This window comes from Leptolyngbya cf. ectocarpi LEGE 11479 (assembly GCF_015207065.1).
Taxonomy (GTDB): Bacteria; Cyanobacteriota; Cyanobacteriia; order Phormidesmidales; family Phormidesmidaceae; genus Leptothoe; species Leptothoe ectocarpi.
In genome coordinates this window covers 1-18,206 of sequence record NZ_JADEXP010000093.1, presented here as the reverse complement: position 1 = coordinate 18,206, position 18,206 = coordinate 1, and the positions used below count along the sequence as shown (strand labels likewise).

The 18,206-nt window shown below is 48.3% G+C and carries 18 protein-coding genes; 10 read left to right on the top strand and 8 right to left on the bottom strand.

Annotated features, from left to right (window positions below):
- Positions 1 to 111: 111 nt before the first annotated feature.
- Together IQ260_RS12140 and IQ260_RS12135 are read right to left on the bottom strand one after the other, a co-directional pair.
- Positions 112 to 2,484 (bottom strand): CBS domain-containing protein, encoded by a 2,373-nt coding sequence (locus IQ260_RS12140; protein WP_193993372.1) that lies wholly within the window; start codon positions 2,482 to 2,484, stop codon positions 112 to 114.
- Between the two features lie 199 nt (positions 2,485 to 2,683).
- Positions 2,684 to 4,822: a CBS domain-containing protein gene (locus IQ260_RS12135; protein ID WP_193993371.1), complete on the bottom strand. Its 2,139-nt coding sequence runs from the start codon at positions 4,820 to 4,822 to the stop codon at positions 2,684 to 2,686.
- Between the two features lie 289 nt (positions 4,823 to 5,111).
- On the opposite strand from IQ260_RS12135, the gene pdxH reads away from it, so the two are divergent.
- On the top strand, positions 5,112 to 5,765 hold the full coding sequence (gene pdxH, locus IQ260_RS12130) for a pyridoxamine 5'-phosphate oxidase (RefSeq protein ID WP_193993370.1): 654 nt from the start codon (positions 5,112 to 5,114) through the stop codon (positions 5,763 to 5,765).
- Positions 5,766 to 5,876: 111 nt separating this feature from the next.
- Positions 5,877 to 6,203: a hypothetical protein gene (locus IQ260_RS12125; protein ID WP_193993369.1), complete on the top strand. Its 327-nt coding sequence runs from the start codon at positions 5,877 to 5,879 to the stop codon at positions 6,201 to 6,203.
- Positions 6,204 to 6,436: 233 nt separating this feature from the next.
- On the opposite strand, the gene IQ260_RS12120 is transcribed toward IQ260_RS12125, so the two are convergent.
- From IQ260_RS12120 to IQ260_RS12105, 4 genes are all read right to left on the bottom strand, one after another.
- A complete protein-coding gene (locus IQ260_RS12120) occupies positions 6,437 to 9,115 on the bottom strand; it encodes a cation-translocating P-type ATPase (RefSeq protein WP_228015911.1) in 2,679 nt (892 codons plus the stop codon).
- Between the two features lie 129 nt (positions 9,116 to 9,244).
- Positions 9,245 to 9,613 carry a hypothetical protein gene (locus IQ260_RS12115; RefSeq protein ID WP_193993367.1) on the bottom strand — a complete coding sequence of 123 codons (369 nt, stop codon included), beginning with the start codon at positions 9,611 to 9,613 and terminating at the stop codon, positions 9,245 to 9,247.
- Positions 9,614 to 9,781: 168 nt separating this feature from the next.
- Positions 9,782 to 10,453, bottom strand: a complete 672-nt coding sequence (locus IQ260_RS12110; protein WP_228015909.1) for an NAD(P)-binding protein — start codon at positions 10,451 to 10,453, stop codon at positions 9,782 to 9,784.
- Between the two features lie 168 nt (positions 10,454 to 10,621).
- On the bottom strand, positions 10,622 to 10,768 hold the full coding sequence (locus IQ260_RS12105) for a hypothetical protein (protein WP_193993366.1): 147 nt from the start codon (positions 10,766 to 10,768) through the stop codon (positions 10,622 to 10,624).
- A 26-nt stretch (positions 10,769 to 10,794) separates the two neighbouring features.
- On the opposite strand from IQ260_RS12105, the gene IQ260_RS12100 reads away from it, so the two are divergent.
- The 4 genes from IQ260_RS12100 to IQ260_RS12085 all read left to right on the top strand — a co-directional run bounded on the left by IQ260_RS12100 (position 10,795) and on the right by IQ260_RS12085 (position 15,207).
- Positions 10,795 to 11,127: a hypothetical protein gene (locus IQ260_RS12100; protein ID WP_193993365.1), complete on the top strand. Its 333-nt coding sequence runs from the start codon at positions 10,795 to 10,797 to the stop codon at positions 11,125 to 11,127.
- 77 nt (positions 11,128 to 11,204) lie between these two features.
- Positions 11,205 to 12,689 (top strand): alpha/beta fold hydrolase, encoded by a 1,485-nt coding sequence (locus IQ260_RS12095; protein ID WP_193993364.1) that lies wholly within the window; start codon positions 11,205 to 11,207, stop codon positions 12,687 to 12,689.
- 37 nt (positions 12,690 to 12,726) lie between these two features.
- Positions 12,727 to 13,602 carry a flavodoxin family protein gene (locus IQ260_RS12090; protein WP_228015908.1) on the top strand — a complete coding sequence of 292 codons (876 nt, stop codon included), beginning with the start codon at positions 12,727 to 12,729 and terminating at the stop codon, positions 13,600 to 13,602.
- Between the two features lie 357 nt (positions 13,603 to 13,959).
- Positions 13,960 to 15,207, top strand: coding sequence for a condensation domain-containing protein (locus IQ260_RS12085; protein ID WP_193993362.1), 1,248 nt, complete (start codon positions 13,960 to 13,962; stop codon positions 15,205 to 15,207).
- 35 nt (positions 15,208 to 15,242) lie between these two features.
- On the opposite strand, the gene IQ260_RS12080 is transcribed toward IQ260_RS12085, so the two are convergent.
- Together IQ260_RS12080 and IQ260_RS12075 are read right to left on the bottom strand one after the other, a co-directional pair.
- Positions 15,243 to 15,764, bottom strand: a complete 522-nt coding sequence (locus IQ260_RS12080; RefSeq protein WP_193993361.1) for a methyltransferase family protein — start codon at positions 15,762 to 15,764, stop codon at positions 15,243 to 15,245.
- Complete coding sequence (locus tag IQ260_RS12075; protein ID WP_193993360.1) at positions 15,743 to 15,910, bottom strand: hypothetical protein; 168 nt, start codon at positions 15,908 to 15,910, stop codon at positions 15,743 to 15,745. Before IQ260_RS12075 ends, IQ260_RS12080 begins: the two co-directional genes overlap by 22 nt.
- A gap of 374 nt (positions 15,911 to 16,284) precedes the next feature.
- Between IQ260_RS12075 and IQ260_RS12070 the strand changes: the two genes are divergently transcribed.
- The 4 genes from IQ260_RS12070 (at position 16,285) to IQ260_RS12060 (ending at position 18,128) form a co-directional block, all read left to right on the top strand.
- Positions 16,285 to 16,521, top strand: a complete 237-nt coding sequence (locus IQ260_RS12070; protein ID WP_193993359.1) for a thioredoxin family protein — start codon at positions 16,285 to 16,287, stop codon at positions 16,519 to 16,521.
- A gap of 27 nt (positions 16,522 to 16,548) precedes the next feature.
- Positions 16,549 to 17,166 (top strand): permease, encoded by a 618-nt coding sequence (locus IQ260_RS30965; protein WP_228015907.1) that lies wholly within the window; start codon positions 16,549 to 16,551, stop codon positions 17,164 to 17,166.
- A gap of 2 nt (positions 17,167 to 17,168) precedes the next feature.
- Positions 17,169 to 17,639: a permease gene (locus tag IQ260_RS30960; protein WP_228015906.1), complete on the top strand. Its 471-nt coding sequence runs from the start codon at positions 17,169 to 17,171 to the stop codon at positions 17,637 to 17,639.
- 66 nt (positions 17,640 to 17,705) lie between these two features.
- On the top strand, positions 17,706 to 18,128 hold the full coding sequence (locus tag IQ260_RS12060; RefSeq protein WP_193993358.1) for a GFA family protein: 423 nt from the start codon (positions 17,706 to 17,708) through the stop codon (positions 18,126 to 18,128).
- Positions 18,129 to 18,206: the final 78 nt, after the last annotated feature.

Below are 18,206 nucleotides of genomic sequence, written 5' to 3'. Positions count from 1 at the left end.
TATGTTCTCTCTGCTTTATCTGAGCGGCAACAGCGCATTCTGCAGTTGTTGAAGGCTTCGGATGATATCTACCTCTCACTCACCGGATAATTTAGGCAACCCTTCCTAAATTTAAGCGAACCGTGAGTTGATGGCGGTAGTTCCATCCATCTGGGGCATCATCATATCCATTAAGACGACTGCAATCTCTTGTTTGTGCTCAGCGTAGGTTGCGATCGCATCAATCCCATCACAGGCTGTTAAGACCCGATAGTTATAGGCTTCTAGCCACCGCTTAGTGACCTCACGGATGGGGGCTTCATCATCAACCACGAAGATCAGCTCCCCCTGACCCTGGGGTAGATTTTCTTCCACAGTGGGTAGCGCTTCAGGGGTTTCGACGGCTGGCAGGTAAACCTGAAATCGACTACCTTGACCCGGTTCGCTGTAGACCTTTAAATATCCACCGTGACTTTTAATAATGCTAATGACGGTCGAAAGACCCAAACCAGTACCTTTTCCTGATTCTTTTGTCGTAAAGAAGGGATCGAAAATCTGCTCAATGATGTCTGGTGAAATTCCGACTCCTGAATCTTCTACACTAATCAGTAGGTACGGTCCTTCGTTAGCCTCTAAGTTTATCCGAGCATAGTTATGATCAGCATGGAAATTTTGGGCAACTACGGTTAGTTTTCCACCACTGGGCATAGCATCCCGAGCGTTCACGCAGAGATTCATCAACACCTGATGCAGCTGGGTGGCATCGCCGTAAACAGTCCAGAGGTCTGCTTCAGTTCGTTCGTTAATGCTAATTGATTTTGGAAACGTTTGTTGGGCAATCTGAATGACTTCACGGATAAGATGTTTGGCTTGCAGTATGCTTCGTTCTCCTTCCAGTCCCCTTGAGAAGGAAAGCACCTGGTTGATGATGTCAACGCCGCGTTGAGTACTCGATTGTAGCAAGTTAACTAGCCGCAACGCTTGGGTATCGTCCTTCCCAATCAGCATTGGCAAAAGTTTGGCTACGCCTAAAACAGGGGTCAAAATGTTATTTAAGTCGTGGGCGATGCCGCCTGCCAGGGAGCCAATACTTTCTAGACGTTGCGCCCTTAGAAATTGACGTTCTAACTGTTTTTTGTCCGTGATGTCTGTATTGACGACCAAGGTTGATTGGGGATAGCCTGTATCGTCTTGCATCCGAGTCCAGCGGCTTGCGACCGTAATGGTCTGACCCGTCTTCGTTGTCTGTTGCAGTTCTCCTTGCCACTGACCTGTTTGCTCAAGGGCTGTTTGAATGTCTGCCAATTCCGGGAGCGATGCCCCATAGAGTAACTGATCGGCATCTTTTTCCATGACCTCGTCCGCAGTCCATCCGTATAGGTGTTCAGCCCCACGGTTCCAAAAGAGAATTTGGTGCTCAGGGCTGCGTACCATAATCGCGTCAGTGGTCACATCCAGCAAAGCCGCTTGGGCACGGATGGTTTGTTGGGTATGTTGACGCTCATTTTCTTTGGTAGCTATTTCTTGTTCTAGCTGAAGAGTACAGTTTTGCAGTAACCGGATATTCTCGGCTTCTAATTCCGTAAGTTTATGCTGTAGCAGTTCTATAACGCTGTACATTTCGATCGGATCGAGTACCTGCAGAATGTTCGTTTGGGTGATAATTCCCTGTAGTTCTCCTTGGGGACCGGCTACCACCAAACGTCGAGTCAGGTGCTGTTTCATCTTCTGATTTACAGACCAGAGTGAATCATCTGGGTTGACTAGAAATAACGGGGCACTCATGACCGCTTGTGCTTCTAGCTGGTCCAGGTTAAATTCCATAGCCCGGAACTGGACAATATCTCGTTCTGTGATAATGCCAATTGGGCAAAGGCAAGATGAGTCTGGGTTGCTATCTGGGAGCGGGGTTACTTCTACAATCACAACGCAGCTGATCAAGTGCTGATTCATTAGCTTAGCCACCTCCATCACGGAGCTGGTTGGGGGAGTATGAACTACGTTGAGACTCATGATCTCACTAACGCGTCGAATTTTAAGTAGGTCAGTGGGATCTAGAACCTCGCGAATACTGCGAGGGGTGACAATACCTAGGAGCTGATCGTGTTCGTCTAAAATTGGCAGATGGCGAATCTGATGTTCACGAATGAGGTTAAGGGCGACAAAAATGTCTTGATGGCCTGTCTCTTTTAGCGAAATCGCAGGTTGAGTCATCACGTCGGCAACGGTTAGATCGTCCTGGATCTCTCCATTGGCGATCAGCTTGACCAGATCTCGCTCAGTGAAGATCCCCAATAAATCCCCGTCTTTCATGATCAGAGCACAGCTAGACCGTTTGGGCTTAGTTGCAGGAGTAGCTTCTATTTCACGTTCATCAAAGCTGTAGCGATGACTCCGGGCCTGATTGAGCAAACTGATGACTTGCCTGAGCAGCGTAGATGGCTCAACGATCAGGGGCTCAGAATCAATGGCTTGGGCCAACATCAAAGGTGTGGGGTTGCTCATAAGGGCAGGAAGGAAAACCTAACGTAGGTTCGCCTATACATTAGCAAGCTAGGACCTAGTAGGAACATGTGACTAAGTCCAGGTTATTATCTTAGGCTGTGGCCTATCCTATAAAACTTATGCAGCTTAGAGGCAAAGTATGTGTTTCTTGTGTGGTTAGAGAACTTATTAGGCCTAAAATGACTGAACTATCGGCGGCTCAACCTTTTGGCAGCGTAAAATAAAAGCAGCTGCCTTCACCCAAGGTGCTTTCGACCCAGATATTGCCGCTGTGCTGCTCGATGATTTTGCGACAGATGGCGAGGCCCAGTCCTGTACCCCCGTTTGATCGAGTGTCGGAGGAGTCTAGCTGCATAAAGCGGTCAAAGATTGTTTTGCACTGTTCAGGTAGAATTCCGGGGCCTTGGTCGCGAACTTGAAAACGCACCATGGATTCTGTGTGATCAGGCTGGCTTAATAAGGATGTGTCAACAGTTAGCCAGATAGTGCTGCCGTCAGGGGAAAACTTAATGGCATTGTCAAGTAAGTTGGTCAGCACCTGTTGGATACGCTGGCGGTCGGCGACAAGTTCAAAGCCAGGGTCAGAAACTTTCAGGGCGATGCCTGAGCGTTTTGCCATGGGCTGTACTGCAGCGGTTGCTGGGTGAGTCAGGTCTTGTGTATTGAGGGACTCCTTTGTCAGTAGGCTTTTCCCTGACTCCAGACATTCAAAGTCTAAAATTTCCTCCACTAACCTGACTAACCGCTGAGAACTTTTTGCTACAGTCTGCAGCAGTAACTGTCCTTGCTCAGAATCACTAGCTACAAGACCCCCGGTTATCAGCTTTAACCCGCCGTCAATTGAGGTCAGTGGCGTACGCAGCTCGTGACCAACGATGTCAATAAACTCGCTTTTCATCCGATCAATCACAAGGCGTTCGGTAATATCTTCGCCAATGCTCATGGAGCCGAGGATAGTATCATTACCATCACACAGCAGAGTGTTGTTCCAAGCAATCATACGTTTTTCACCGGATCGGGTCACGATGATGTTCTGATACTGTATAGCGGTATCTGACTGGGTGAGTAACTGTTGGAAGTATTGAGTAAGCCGAGGTTGTTCAAATGAGGGCACAAACTGTTCAAACCAGTCTTTTCCGAGTACTTGTGAAGCGGTATAGCCTGTTAGCTCTAGGAGAAAGGGGTTGACATAGGTGACTTTGCCGTCATGATCAAGGCCAACGACCACCAGCGGCACATTTTCTAGCAGGGTACGCCAGCGATGTTCGGCCTGACGTAGGTCTGCGGTCCGCGTTTCGACTTGGTTTTCCAGGTCGGCATTTGCCTGACGTAGGTTCTGTTGAGCTATTTGGAGGGCTTGTAGGGTCGTTGTTAACGTGACATTGGTTGCTGTCAGGCGGCTGTGGCTTTGCTCTAGTTGCTGGCTTAGACGCAGTTGGTTTTCTAGCTCACAGGTACGATCTTCTATGAGGGTTTGGTTTTCTGAGCGTAGCTGTTCTACTTCCTGCTGTAATAGTTCAACTACCTGCTGGATTTCGTTGGGATCAAGAGTCTTCAATAGGCTGCTTTGGGTAATCAGACCGGCTAATGTTTTGTCAGGCATGCAGACCACCAAACGCCGCACGTGGTTTTGGGTCATCTGCTGGTGGGCCATCCAGAGTGAATCATGGGGCTGGATGGGCAACAGAGGGCTGCTCATCACAGTCTGAGCCTGGGTCTGACTAAAATTAGTGCCCAAGGTTTGAAACTGTACAATGTCTCGCTCGGTGACGATGCCGACGGGGCGATGATTAGAGTCTGCAATCACTATACAGCTGACCCTGTGTTCAGCCATCTGTTGCACTAGGGTCAGTAACGATGTCGCTTGGGGCGCGCAAACGACCTTTGACTCCATGACCTCTTTGACTAATCTGAATTTTAGGAGGCTGGAGGGGGGGAGGGCCTCCCGCAGGCTTTGTCGAGTAATGACGCCTGTTAACTTACCGAGTTCATCAACTACGGGTAGATGACGTACCCGATTTTTTTTCATCAGGTGCAAGATTTCAAAGACGTCTTTGATGTCTTCGGCGGCTAGGGTAAGCAGCTCTTGGGTCATGACTGTGGCGAGTGTCATCCCTATGGTCGATTGCCCTGAGGCCAGGAGCCGTACCAGATCTCGCTCAGTGAAAATGCCAACGGGGCGCTGTTGGTCGGTGCTGAGGATATAGCTGCTTTTGGCTTGATGCATCTGTGCGATCGCATCCCCAAGCAGAGCATCAGCCGTTACCGTGAGTGGTGTGGAGATAATGGCTCGATTAATTAGAGTTAGCGAATTTGGAGATGGTGAATCAGCAAGCATCTTCAGCTTTTCAAACGGTCCTATTAACGATCTTCTGAGAGACTGGTCAGTCATGCAAGCCCACGCTGAGTCGCAAACTCACTACTCACCAAATTAGACTCCTTAGAAAGTTTAGAGCAAAGCATATGTAGCATTACATCCTGTCAGAGCAGAAGGACCTGGGTTCTACCTATTCTTAGCAGCCAATTATGATGATCCTGTGGAGATATGGCTTAATTAGCTCCTTCATAACATCCTCATCTTATTATTCCACAGTTGAAAGATGAGGGTAGCTATATGTAAGTAGCCAATGGGAATTGAACAACTGCGACAAGAGTATAGCCAATGGGAGCTGCGTCGCGAACAGTTACCAGATGATCCAATGCTCTTTTTTGAGCAGTGGTTTCAGGATGCCTGCAATCAAGCAGATCTACCCGAGCCTAATGCCATGGTATTAGGCTCGGTGTCTCCAAACGGAAGACCAACCCAACGAACCGTATTGCTCAAGTATTTTGACCAGAATGGATTTGTGTTCTTTACTAATTACAGTAGTCGCAAGGCTAAGCATATTAAACAACATCCAGTAGCATCGTTGTTATTCTTATGGTTGCCACTTGAGCGTCAGGTAGAGATTCAAGGTCGAGTTGAGCAAGTGTCAACAGCAGAGTCCTTAGCTTACTTTTCATTACGTCCTAGAGGTGCTCAGCTAGGTGCCTGGTGCTCACAACAGAGCCAGGTGATCACATCGCGGAAGTTGTTGGAACTGAAATTTGATGAGATACGACGAAAATTTTCTAATCACGAAATTCCATTGCCAAGTTCTTGGGGGGGATACCGAGTTGTTCCCGATCGAATGGAGTTTTGGCAGGGACGTCCTAATCGATTGCACGATCGATTTTTGTATAGCCGAAAGAGTCATGATTCTCAGATGGATAACTGGCAGATTCAACGGTTAGCCCCTTGATTGATAAAGAGTAAAGATTTCAAGAGCTATCCACTCAAGTCCTTTCCACTAGACAATTCTGAACTCAAGAGATTTAAGTAGCTTTGTATTGTTGAGGCTGAAGAAAATACCATGGGCCATAAATCTGCTGAGGAAGATCCAAAAGTTCGAGCGACAGGCACCATCTGGGGCTGTGCCATTGGCATGTTAGGGGTGTGTATTCCCATCGTTGCCATTACTGAAAGTGGAATTTTATTACCTTTTCTGGTAGTCCTTGGTGCTGCGGGTGGAACGGCATCAGTATGGTTGACCTCTGATAAACATCGGCGAGAGGATGTTCAGTTAGCTCAGACTGTTAAGTCACTCGAAGAGCGATTGATCAACCTAGAGACGATTTATGTCAGTCTCCCAGATGTTGATAAGCCCTTGCCACTACCGGAAACAACAGATAATCATTGAGAGGTGCCTTAATTATCTAGAGAAGCTGATACTTAGCAGGCTAGCAAAGCCAGGTTTTGCCAATCTATTTTATGGTCCCAGACACGCTAGTTAAAAACTATGCACTTTCAGTGCAAGGCTTTAGCATCATCCATTCCGGATTTGTCTTTCTAGGTACTTTCGGACCTGTTCGAAAGCTGGGACTTTCAGTCCTTTCTAGAACCTATGTACTTTCAGTGCATAGTGGTTGAGTTTTAATGGAAAGCTCTTTTTCGATCTTTGGAACCTTGAAACCGGCTGAGTTTATGTAACTCTATGGGTACCAGTACTGACAAACTTAGAAGAATCAATATCCCCCAGGTTTCAAGGCTGACAGACTCAATGGCCAGTAAGCTCTGTCCTAGCGGCATATACATCGCCAGCACATGGACTAAAAATGCGATAGTCGTGCCCATTAGCAGGATGGGACTCCGTAAGGGAGATAGCTGAAACACCGACTTACTTTCTGAGCGACAGTTACCAATATGTACTATCTCAAACAACACCATTAACAACAGCAGCGTGTTGCGGGCAACAGGAACGGGCTGTCCTGCTGCGAGCATCCAATTATAGGTAACAAAGCCAACCACACCCATCACCATTGCTCCAAGCAGAGTGCGCTCAATCATCAGTCGATTAAAGATGGGTTCACGAGGTGACCTGGGGCGGCGGTGCAGGGTTGCATTTTCTCCTGGTTCAAAAGCCAGTGCTACATCTTGAATGCCGTTGGTGACTAAATTGAGCCAGAGCAGCTGCACGGGCAACAACGGTAACGGTAGGCCGGTTGCCACAGCTAGACTCAGCAAAATAATCTCGGCAGCCCCTGTCGATACCAATAGGTATATTACCTTGCGGATATTGTCGTAGGCAATTCGTCCTTCTTCTATGCCAGTCACAATTGTGGTGAAATTGTCGTTACTGATTACCAGTTCTGCTGCTTCACGGGCGACATCTGTACCTGCTTTGCCCATGGCGATTCCGATGTTGGCAGCTCGTAGGGCGGGCGCATCATTAATGCCGTCGCCGGTGACTGCCACAAAATGCCCGGAGGCTCGGGCGGCATTGACCAGCTGCAGCTTTTGATGGGGAGCGATGCGGGCAAACACACAGGTCGTTTGGATCAGCTGTTGCATGTCTGAGTGGTTTGCTAACGCTTGTCCGGTAACGACCTGGCTGGCGGTGGTGGCAAGATTCAAATCTTGAGCAATGGCTAACGCTGTCGCCGGATGATCGCCTGTAATCATCCACACAGCAATGCCAGCTGCATGGCAAGATGCGATCGCATCTTTTACCCCAGGTCTGAGAGGATCGATCATGCCAACAAATCCGAGCAGTTTTAGCTTAGAAGGTTCGGGCGGCACCTGGGTAGAGTCGAGGCTGCTGGGAGCCACACCTTCGGCTAGGGCCAATACCCGATAGCCCTGTTTGGCCATCTGATGAGAGCAATCCCAGGGTGATGGTCCAGACGACACCTCACACATGGTGCGCAGACGCTCAGGAGCCCCTTTGACCAATACATGTACCTCGTTCTCAATGACATGGTAAGTAGCCGCAAACTGATGCTCTGGCTCAAACGGAATTTCATTGACCTGGGGATACAGGTTCAACGTGGGTTCACGACTCCAGCCTAATTTATGGGCCATGGTCAATAAGGCAATATCTGTAGGATCTCCCCGCCAGGTCCACTGGCCATCGCTGTGGTGCAAATCGGCTTCATTGCATAGCACGCCTGCCCGCGCGATGCGATCTAAGGCCACATGATCCGGTGTAATGATCTGTCCCTGGAATAACACCTGCCCAACGGGTGTAAATCCCTCACCCGTGACCTCGAAGCCCTCGCCATTAGGAAGGTAAATTTGACGCACCGTCAATTCATTGCAGGTGAGTGTGCCAGTCTTATCGCTGGCGATCAGGGTGCAGCTGCCCAGACCTTCAACTGCTGGTAAGCGCCGCACAATGACCCCTCGTCTGGCCATCCGCCGGGTGGTGACGGATAGGGCCACCGTTAACGCTACGGGCAATCCTTCTGGAATCGCAGACACAGCCAGGGCAATACTGAATAAGAACATTTCAATCAGGTTATACCCGTGCTTAAGGATACCTAGCCAGGCAATACCCACCGCTGCGATCACCACTGATAGGGCCACAACCTGACTAAACTGTTCCATGCGCTTGAGTAACGGAGGCTTGCCAACCGTCGTGGTCATCATGTCTAGGGCCAGCTGCCCGACTGCAGTAGCGGCTCCTGTGGCGACAACGATGCCGCGCCCTCGACCGCGAACCACCATGGACCCTGCATATACCATATTGAGATGGTCGGCTAAGGGAGTAGACTCTTCTCCGATCCAACGGGAGTGTTTGAGAACAGTTAGCGATTCTCCCGTTAATAATGATTCATCCACTTCCAGATTGTGGGTATGAATCAGGCGGATATCAGCGGGGATGCGATTGCCAGACTCTAACCACACCACATCTCCTGGTACCACATCGTCGGCATCGATCTCACATACTTCTCCGTCTCGCATAACAGCTGCGCGAATTTTCAATAGCTGCTGTAGTGCCCGGCTGCTTTGTTCTGCGCGCCATTCTTGATATCCGCCAATGGCGGCATTTAGAATAAGAACGGCCACGATAAATCCAGCATCTTTGAGATCGCCGATGGCCACTGATACCAGCGCAGCAATACCCAGGATATAAATTAGAGGGCTGCGAAACTGTCGTAGGAGCAGCTGCCAATGGCTAGGACCAGACTGTCGGGGCAGATGATTGGCACCCACCTGCTGTAGTCGCCATTGAGCCTCCGATTGGGTAAGGCCATGGGAGCTAGATTGTAGGATGTCGAAAACAGTTTCGGACGCCCTAGCATGCCAGGGCTGGGAACGAAAAGATTGCATTGCGATCTTCATGGCAAATTTGTCAGATTATATGGCAAATTTGCCATGACCACAGCAGGAAAGCTCCCTCAGCCTGTGCCACATATACTCTCCTCTCTAAGGATGCATGGCAGCGAAGGCTCTACTGACTCAATTCTCTCCATCGGATGGTTCAGCTGGAGTAAGTTGTTCAACTAAATTATTGAGCTGCTGAATTTGCTGCGCTTGCTTATAGTAGAGGAACCCATTCAGTCCCAGGAATATGATAAGGATTAAGCCAGTCAGCCATTTCCAGGGATGACGTTTATGGCCTTCAACAACCTGCTGAAACTCTTCAAACCATCCTGAAAGCTTGTTCTCTAGTTCAGCATACATCTTTTGATTTAGTTCGTTATATCGATGTTTTACTTCACTGGTGTAGGTCGCCAGATTTTCTTGAGGGTTAGTTTTTTCCTCTTTGGAGATGGGTTTTCTATTGCTTTGACTAGTAGCTTGAGCCGGCCTACGATTAGCATCCATGACGCACCTTCCTTTTTAAAGCAACGAGTACCTGATTGGAACACCTAAAGATTAAACTCAGAACTTGAGAAAGTTATGAAGGGTTTAGATGGTTTATGCAACCGATAGCTTTGTGTAAGTTGACTGCTGACATGTTAGGTTACAAACCGCCGCTGGTTTCCTCTGGGATTATTGTGGAATTGTTGTCATGAATGTCTTGCGATCTTCATGACAAATCTGTTGAATAATGTTGCGACCCGACATTGCTACTACAGGAACGCTACCTCCTGGTTCTACCCATTGCCCGATTTGATAAAAGTGATGGAGACCTGGCAATGTTTTTGGCAAACCTGTGATCAATAATGGCATTGTTTGCTTATTTAGTAACCAGCCGCAGCTTGAGCCTTGCCAGTTACCTGTGTAGCGTTCATAGCTGAGGGGTGTGGCTACATCTACAAATTCAATATCTGCCTTGATCCCGGGGTAAAACTGTTCCAACTGGTCAATCAAAATGCCAGACTCCTGGATTTCTTCTGCGTTGTAGATAGCGCGACCATAGATGCGTTGCCAGTATTGGTAGGGTGTCGTCAGCTGATCATGGTGGACAAACTGTCGTCCCTGAATTGCGCCTAATTCCTGCCAAAGTTGATAAAAGGGCTGTCCTGGGCCAGAGCCAAATAGATAGTGAATGCAGCCATCGAAGGTATATCCCCGGCGTTGCCACGCGGTACAGAGACCACCTGGCTGATTATGTAGCTCAAAAATCTTGGTGCGATAACCATTCATCTGGGCATAGCAGCCAGCAGCCAACCCGGCAATACCAGCACCAATGATGATCATATCGGTTGCTGATTCTGTCATTGAAGTCGTCCTATTCTGCAAGTAATCATAGATTCCCCATAATTTCTTTGTATCTTAGATGTACTAGCTAGGTACCAGTAAGGTACCTTAGACCTAAAATTCGTTGTTTTGATTAAGGTGCTTAGGAAAGATGACACTACTCTATCGGAAAAGATAACGAACCTCACTTTAAGACGAAAGTCCTGGTAGGCCCTCACAGGCACCTGTGGGACCAACGATTTGACCATGGACCTCACCACCACAAGCCTCACTTTGAGACGAAAGTTCTGGTGGGAACCCATGGGCAGCCACGGGAACCACTAATAGATTTAGCATTGGTGTTGGGTTTGTTTCTTTTAGTGATGCCGAGACTACTGTTTCCACCACAGCTACTGCCATTGCGTCCTATGGTGGCAGAGTTTGGGTTAGTTGCCCTCCGCATTAGCATTGTGCATCACCGTCTTTCTCAGGAATATGCTGTTGTTACGTTGGCTCAATATGAGCAATTGACCCCTGGCATGCATCTACTGGCTGTAGAACATATGCTTGGCTTTGGTGCAGAGATCAAAACGCAAAAATTATCGAATGATGCGATCGCAATTACCTATGAGTGGCTTAACCCTGATGGCTCTAAAATAATTGCCACATTTCAAGAGATGAAACTAACGGGCAAAGCTCAGGCGGGACTCAAATGATTCCCTTCATGGTTTGCTCAACCGAATAGTCAACAATCGCTAGAAGAACCCCAATTAAATATAGAGAATACTTTGCTATGTCTGCAACATTAGAGTCCCTTTGGTTGAATTGGCAAATAGGGTTAGCTATTACGGTAGGTATAGTCACTAGTTCTGGAATAGTCAGTGCCTGGCTTACCCCTCGTGGCCCCATCACAACAATCCAGGCCTTGCTATCCATGGCTATTGCTTTTGCCATTGGCGCAGTTGTAGGGCTGATTACCGCTAACCGATGGAACACACTGGTTTTACTGACAGTATTTGTTGCTGTGTTTGAACTTGCTCGACTGGGAATTGATGTTCCTACCGTAGGCAGCATTCATCTAGGTTCAACTTACGGTATCATCGCGTTTATTCTAGGACGTCTAGTCCACGGTATGCTTGTCTTGCTTCCCATGGCCTTAGGAACTCTTCACGGGATCTGGCTTGCCCTTTACCTAGGAAGAGAGCGATCAGCTCCTGTCGGAGGCATAGGCTGGATATTGACTAGTCTTGCTACTCTGGCACTGATTATACTCGCTTACTTTATTGCCCAGTCCGCGACAACTGCTCCGATTGTCGGCACCAACGGAGAGCCTTTACCTGGCAGCATTACTGAGTTGAGAGCCATACCCATTGGGGGGCATCACCAGACGGTGATGATTCGAGGAAAACAGCAGAAGAATCCTGTCTTGTTATATCTAGCGGGTGGCCCTGGAGGTACTGACTTGGGAGCTATGCGTGCCGACACCAGCCTCGAACAGCACTTTGTCGTAGTGACTTGGGATCAGCGCGGCACGGGGAAATCCTATGCGGCTATGGAGCCAGTCGAAACCCTAACTCTTAATCAGATGGTAAAGGATACTATTGAGTTAACCAACTACTTGCGAAGCCGGTTCGACACAGACAAGATTTACCTGGTTGGTAATTCCTGGGGAACTATTTTAGGAACACTAGCTGTACAGCAACACCCCGAACTATTCTATGCCTATGTGGGGACTGGGCAAATGATCAGTTTGCGAGAAACTGATATCCTTTTCTACAAAGACACTATAGCTTGGGCAGAGCAGACAAATAACGATGCTCTGCTCACTACCCTGAACCAAAACGGGCCTCCACCTTACAAAGACTTTTTCAAGTATGAGCCTGTTTTCTTGCATGAGCATGACTGGAACGCGTACCCAAAATTTGGCACTAGTCAGGAGATGCCATTCAACCTGTTTGTCCCTGAAAACACATTTATGGATCGTGTCAATGGGATGCGAGGTCTTATCGACACTTTTTCTATTCTCTATCCTCAGCTTCAGGATATTGACTTTCGCAAAGATATTCCCATTCTTGAAGTGCCAGTATATCTAGTGTTGGGTAAATATGAGGCACGGGGTCGGGCTATTTTAGCAAACGAATGGTTTGAAATACTTGAAGCACCACTAAAGGAGAAAATTATCTTTGAACATTCAGGTCATCGTCCTCCATTTGAAGAACCATCCACGTTTTCATCGCTCATGGTCAGAATCTTGGAAACTATAGCTCGGCGCACATAGTTCACAACGTTGGCTATCGTTATAGTTATCCAGTTTTTTGACTTCCTCACAAAATTCTCATCTTTTTATTCCAGAATTAAATATGAGGAGGAAAAGACTGGATGCATTCTCTAATCAGATGAAAAAAGTTACTGCATTTATTGGAACTGCTCGCAAGAAGCATACATACAATGCCGTCTGCCAATTCCTGGATCACCTGCAGTCGCTAGGTGATGTCGAGTGCGAGATCGTCGCTCTCAGCGATTATCACCTCGGAACCTGTAGAGGGTGTAAGCAGTGCTTCGCCAAGGGTGAGGCGTCCTGTCCCTTGAAGGACGACCGGGACGTGCTTATCGAGAAGATGATGGCCTCTGATGGCGTCGTCTTCGCCACGCCAAACTATGTGTTCCACGTCTCTGGCATCATGAAGGTATTTCTCGAGAGGCTTGGCTTTATCTGCCATCGCCCACGCTTCTTCGGGAAGACCTTCACCAGCATTGTTGCCCAAGGCATCGGCGGCGGCGACGAAATTGTCAGCTACCCTGATTTAGTCGGCAACGTTATGGGCTTCAACACTGTCAAAGGGAGTTGCCTCACAGCGCTTGAGCCAATGACGGAGCAGGAAAAACTGAAGATAGACAGGGCCCTTGCGAAGCATAGTCAACGGTTCTATAAACGACTGGTTAAGTCGGAATATCCTGTGCCATCGTTGTTCAAGTTTATGGGTTTCAGGATGGCCCGAACAGGTATGCGGCTGGAGCTTGATGATACCAATTATGACTACCGATACTACAAGGACAAGGGCTGGTTCGAATCTGACTATTACTATCCTGTGCGCTTGGGCGTCCTGAAGAAGGCAGTCGGCAGTCTCTTCGACTGGGTTCAAGTAAGAAGGACAAGAAATAGGAAGCATGGATCGGCGCTGTCACTTTAGCCCAGGGATATCTGTTGATGCACTGGATTCTTGTTTCATGTGTGGTCTTGATAATCGGGTTGGCAACAAGTGCCATCGTCTTGACGTCGCGAACCAGTACGTCTCCTTTCTTAGACACTGCTGGCAACGTCTTGCCAGACTCAATCGCAGAGGAATGCCGAGTGAGGCTCGGAGGTGTTGAGCAATATGTGCTCTTGAGGGGACGATCGCACACTGCGCCACTTCTGGTTTATGTGCATGGTGGTCCGGGTGGATCTGAGACACCCTTACTCAGGATCCATAATGCTAAGCTAGAAAACGACTTCCTACTATGAGTGGAGTAGCAAGAGTTGTATTAAGGGATGTATCCTAGGTCGGGTGCAAGGAACTGTCGATCCGTCAGAAGTAGCAGCGGTACTAGAGCAACTAAGGCTACGCCATCCACTCCTAGCTGTCCTTGCCCAGATCGAGGACGATGGCACTGGCACGTTTACAAGTCAGGGTGTTCCTCCCATACAGGTCCACGTGGAACCTCGTGAGAGCGACGATCAATGGCTTGCCCGTGTAAAAGACGAATTACGCACGTCGTTTCCGATGGAAACCGGGCCGCTCGTGCGGGCCACACTCATCCACTCAGAGAGTATGTGTGACATCATCCTGTGTGGGCATCATGTCATCTGCGACGGCATGTCGCTGGGGTATCTGCTGCGTGACTTGCTTAGGTGCCTCGCGGAACCGAAAAAGAAACTCACGGGGCCTGTGGTTCCCCCACCGATTGACCGTAGTACAGTGGTCAAGCCTCCGTCTACCCCTGCACTTCAGCGATTTATCATCGGGTTAATCAATCAGAAATGGGCGGCAAGAGACATTCGGTTCTCCTGGTCCGACATGCATCGTTTGCACGAGGAGTTCTGGCGGCGCAACACAAAAATGCAGGTGCTGGCATGGGCCATGGATTCCGACGCTACGGCGAACCTGGTTGAACGCAGCCGTGCCGAGCAGGTGACGGTCAATTCGGCTCTATGGACCGCATTCCTGGCAGCCCAGTACGACGATCAAATCGACCGGCGACGATATCGCCAGCGATCGGCGTTGGCGGTGAACACCTGTGAACAGCTCCGCAGCTCCGCAGGAGAATCGTTCGGATTCTACGCCTCGTCTTTGACGGTGAAACTGCCGTACTCTCCCCAGAGATCATTCTGGGATAACACGAGGAAGATACATTCTAGAATTTCAAAAGAACTTGCCAGGACCAACCTCTTTCGAATGCTCTCCTCGGAACAGATCCACCCGACTCTGCTCGATTCGCTCTACTTCCGAAAGTACGGACTGCTAGACGGTGCCATACCGAACCAATTCTTGCGCAAGATGGGCTGGCACCAGATCACCTATGGATATGCACTGACCAATGTGGGTCGATTCGACATCCCGACAAGCTACGGACCACTTAAACTTGAGGGCGTGTACGGTCCTCTGTTTTACTCAGACGTCGAAGAGAAGATGGTCGGTGTGATCACAGTGGGAGGACGACTATCGTTTCTCCATGCCAGCCGCGAGACCGTAGTCGGTGATGCCACTCGCTTTCAGAAAGCTGCTATGAGGTATCTGGAAACGGCGATTGGCTGACACCCAACCCTCAGGCATCCATTCCTACTCCGCGCTTACCACAGGCCGGGTAACAGTCGATAACGGACTTTGCGTGTGTAGTCTTTGTAGCCCGACAGTTCTTGATATAGGGTGCGGTCTTCTAAGGCGGTACGTAGGACTAAGCAGAGTGTCGTGAGAATGGCTGGAATAAAGGCCCACCATGAGCCCAGTAGCAGGGGCATAACCAGTACTAATCCGAAGATGATGGCGGCATAGCCGGGATGGCGGACGATGCCGTAGGGGCCAGTGTCGATCACGTGATGGTTGCGATCTCGTTGAATTCTGACCGTTTTCTCAAAATGAGGGTTCACCGCCATGGACCACATAATCACGGCCACAAAGCCGGCATACAAAACAGCACCCAACGGCCATAGCCAGAGGGGCATTTCTGACCATTGATGGCGAATGTCCAGGGCAGCCACAATGGGGATTGCCAGAAACGTGAGCCCAAAGACTGTTAGCAACACCATATCCCAGGTTTTGGTCCCTTCACCAAACTGTCCCCGTTGCTTCATTAGCTCGGGAGTTTGCGCCACAGGTAAGGCATGCTCACTAGGCGGCCAATAATCAGCAGCCCAACCAAGGCCCAACCTCGGTACCAGTTCCAGCGGCCCGCCAGCCCAAAAACGCCGATACAGACTAAGGCAGTAATCAATCCTCCAAGAATCTTGACAATCTTCATAGGCCCTCCTGAACAGGAATTCTCACCACGGTCTTTTCCCACATCCTAAGCCTGAAACAAAAAGATGAACATCTTGTGAGGGGGTTCAGAAAAACATTGCAAGTCCAAACGTAATTGACTGATTGATGTGAGAAAATGTCCGTTGTTTTGGCCGCTTCAAACAGCAATTCAAGGTGTTGGATGTCTTCTTTCCAAACAAGATTAAGGATTTAAAACACGAGGAAGATTGTGCTTTGAATGTCTTCATGAATTACTCAACTTCCTCATCTAGTCTATGGCTAAGACTAGAAAGATTAAACGCAATACAAAGCCATGAAAATTTAGACACTGACAAAATTTGGACTCAATTGGACTTAATATAGAAGGCTACAACTATGCGAAAACACAAAGTCGAGATTTTGGGTAAAGGTTGCAATAAATGTAAGCAATTAGAAGCCAACGCCAAAGAGGCACTGTCTGCCCTCAGCTTAGAGGGAGATTTTTATCACGTTACAGACACCATGGAGATTATCAATCATGGTGTGATGCAAACGCCAGCCCTTGTTATTGATGGCAGAGTTCTCAGTCAAGGTAAAGTCATTGATCCAGAAAAAATTCAATCCTTGTTGTAAGTTGCTTAGTTATCTTGAGGTATCACTATGCATTTCTGGAAAGGGGAATGGAAGTCCCTTGTGCTAATTGGGTTGGGTTTCCTGTCGTGCTTCTATTTACCTGTCGAGACAATTCAAAATTCTATTCGAGTAAGGAATGCATTTTTTGAAGCGCTGTATTTAGTCCGCTGGTATGCGCAAGAGCATGTGCTACTGTGTTTGATTCCGGCGTTCTTTATTGCTGGTGCGATCGCAGTTTTCATCAGCCAAGATACTGTAATGAAGTACTTGGGTGCAAAAGCCAACAAAATTTTGGCTTATGGGGTGGCTGCAGTTTCCGGGATTCTATTGGCAGTCTGTTCTTGTACCGTCTTGCCCCTGTTCGCAGGCATTTATCGGATGGGTGCGGGGTTAGGCCCTGCAACCGCATTTCTCTACTCAGGGCCTGCCATTAATGTTTTAGCCATTATTTTAACAGCCCGTGTTTTAGGGCTTAAGTTGGGGATTGCCAGGGCAATCGGGGCCATTGTATTTAGTGTCGTGATTGGTCTGGCAATGGCCTTTATTTTCCGCAAAGAAGAACTGGAAAAAATCGAAGCTCAGGCTGGAATGCTAGAATCTGAGGTAACCCGTGTCCCCTCTGGCAAAATACCCTGTTCTTTTTGACCATGGTGGGTATTTTAGTATTTGCAAATTGGGCACAACCCGCTGCGACGGTGGGACTCTGGTACAGTGTCTATGCTGCTAAGTGGTTGATTACGGGTATTTGTGCGCTCTTACTCGCATTCGTACTCGTTGCTTGGTTTGAGCTTAATCCAGGCAAAGTGGTGCTGGTTAGTAGTGTGACAGTGGTACTAGCTCTGCGATTTTCTCAATCTCCCCTGGTTGCCGCCCTTGCAGGAGTCTTCATGTACTTTGCCACCCTGACAGAAGTGCCGATTTTGCAGGGCTTAATTGGTAACGGCATGGGGCAAGGCCCTGCTCTAGCCCTACTGTTAGCAGGGCCAGCACTATCACTGCCCAATATGCTAGCCCTTCACAGCATCTTAGGGACGAAAAAAACAGTGGTGTTTATTGCCTTAGTTGTAGTGATGGCCACCATAAGTGGGGTAGTTTATGGTTCTCTTTTCGCGTCATAAAAACAGTGAGGAGATAAAATAGGTTGTGTCCTCTTTTATCATATCCACCAAAGTCAGGAGAGCAATATGACAGAACCAGCTGATAAAAACGGAAGTTGTCTATGTGGTGCTGTAAGCTTTACTACGAGTAACTTCAGTAAAAAGGTAGGCGCATGCCATTGCGACATGTGTAGAAAATGGGGTGGCGGACCATTTATGGAAGTAGACTGTGGCACAGGCATTGCATTCAAAGGGGAAGAGAATATTACAGTGTATGACTCGTCGGACTGGGCAGAACGTGGCTTCTGTAATAAATGTGGGAGTCATCTATTTTATCGATTAAAAGGGAGTAATCAGCATATGGTCCCGGTCGGGCTTTTTGATGATCAAGCGCCTTTTGTGTTCGACAGCCAAGTTTTTATCGATAAAAAACCTTCGTTTTATAGTTTTGCCAATCAAACCAATAATATGACTGCAGCTGAGATCTTTGAAATGTATGGTCTATCATAAAAATACTCTCGCGATAACCGCATGCAGTAGTTGAGTTATGCTGTGTCAGTGGCTACAGGCAGGGTGAAATAAAAACTT

What these genes read in the sequence shown, in the direction of transcription:
- IQ260_RS12140 (WP_193993372.1), bottom strand. Translation starts at nt 2,484, where the DNA reads ATGAGCAACCCCACACCTTTGATGTTGGCCCAAGCCATTGATTCTGAG.
- IQ260_RS12135 (WP_193993371.1), bottom strand. Translation starts at nt 4,822, where the DNA reads ATGCTTGCTGATTCACCATCTCCAAATTCGCTAACTCTAATTAATCGA.
- pdxH (WP_193993370.1), top strand. Translation starts at nt 5,112, where the DNA reads ATGGGAATTGAACAACTGCGACAAGAGTATAGCCAATGGGAGCTGCGT.
- IQ260_RS12125 (WP_193993369.1), top strand. Translation starts at nt 5,877, where the DNA reads ATGGGCCATAAATCTGCTGAGGAAGATCCAAAAGTTCGAGCGACAGGC.
- IQ260_RS12120 (WP_228015911.1), bottom strand. Translation starts at nt 9,115, where the DNA reads ATGCAATCTTTTCGTTCCCAGCCCTGGCATGCTAGGGCGTCCGAAACT.
- IQ260_RS12115 (WP_193993367.1), bottom strand. Translation starts at nt 9,613, where the DNA reads ATGGATGCTAATCGTAGGCCGGCTCAAGCTACTAGTCAAAGCAATAGA.
- IQ260_RS12110 (WP_228015909.1), bottom strand. Translation starts at nt 10,453, where the DNA reads ATGACAGAATCAGCAACCGATATGATCATCATTGGTGCTGGTATTGCC.
- IQ260_RS12105 (WP_193993366.1), bottom strand. Translation starts at nt 10,768, where the DNA reads ATGCTAAATCTATTAGTGGTTCCCGTGGCTGCCCATGGGTTCCCACCA.
- IQ260_RS12100 (WP_193993365.1), top strand. Translation starts at nt 10,795, where the DNA reads ATGCCGAGACTACTGTTTCCACCACAGCTACTGCCATTGCGTCCTATG.
- IQ260_RS12095 (WP_193993364.1), top strand. Translation starts at nt 11,205, where the DNA reads ATGTCTGCAACATTAGAGTCCCTTTGGTTGAATTGGCAAATAGGGTTA.
- IQ260_RS12075 (WP_193993360.1), bottom strand. Translation starts at nt 15,910, where the DNA reads ATGAAGATTGTCAAGATTCTTGGAGGATTGATTACTGCCTTAGTCTGT.
- IQ260_RS12070 (WP_193993359.1), top strand. Translation starts at nt 16,285, where the DNA reads ATGCGAAAACACAAAGTCGAGATTTTGGGTAAAGGTTGCAATAAATGT.
- IQ260_RS30965 (WP_228015907.1), top strand. Translation starts at nt 16,549, where the DNA reads ATGCATTTCTGGAAAGGGGAATGGAAGTCCCTTGTGCTAATTGGGTTG.
- IQ260_RS30960 (WP_228015906.1), top strand. Translation starts at nt 17,169, where the DNA reads ATGGTGGGTATTTTAGTATTTGCAAATTGGGCACAACCCGCTGCGACG.
- IQ260_RS12060 (WP_193993358.1), top strand. Translation starts at nt 17,706, where the DNA reads ATGACAGAACCAGCTGATAAAAACGGAAGTTGTCTATGTGGTGCTGTA.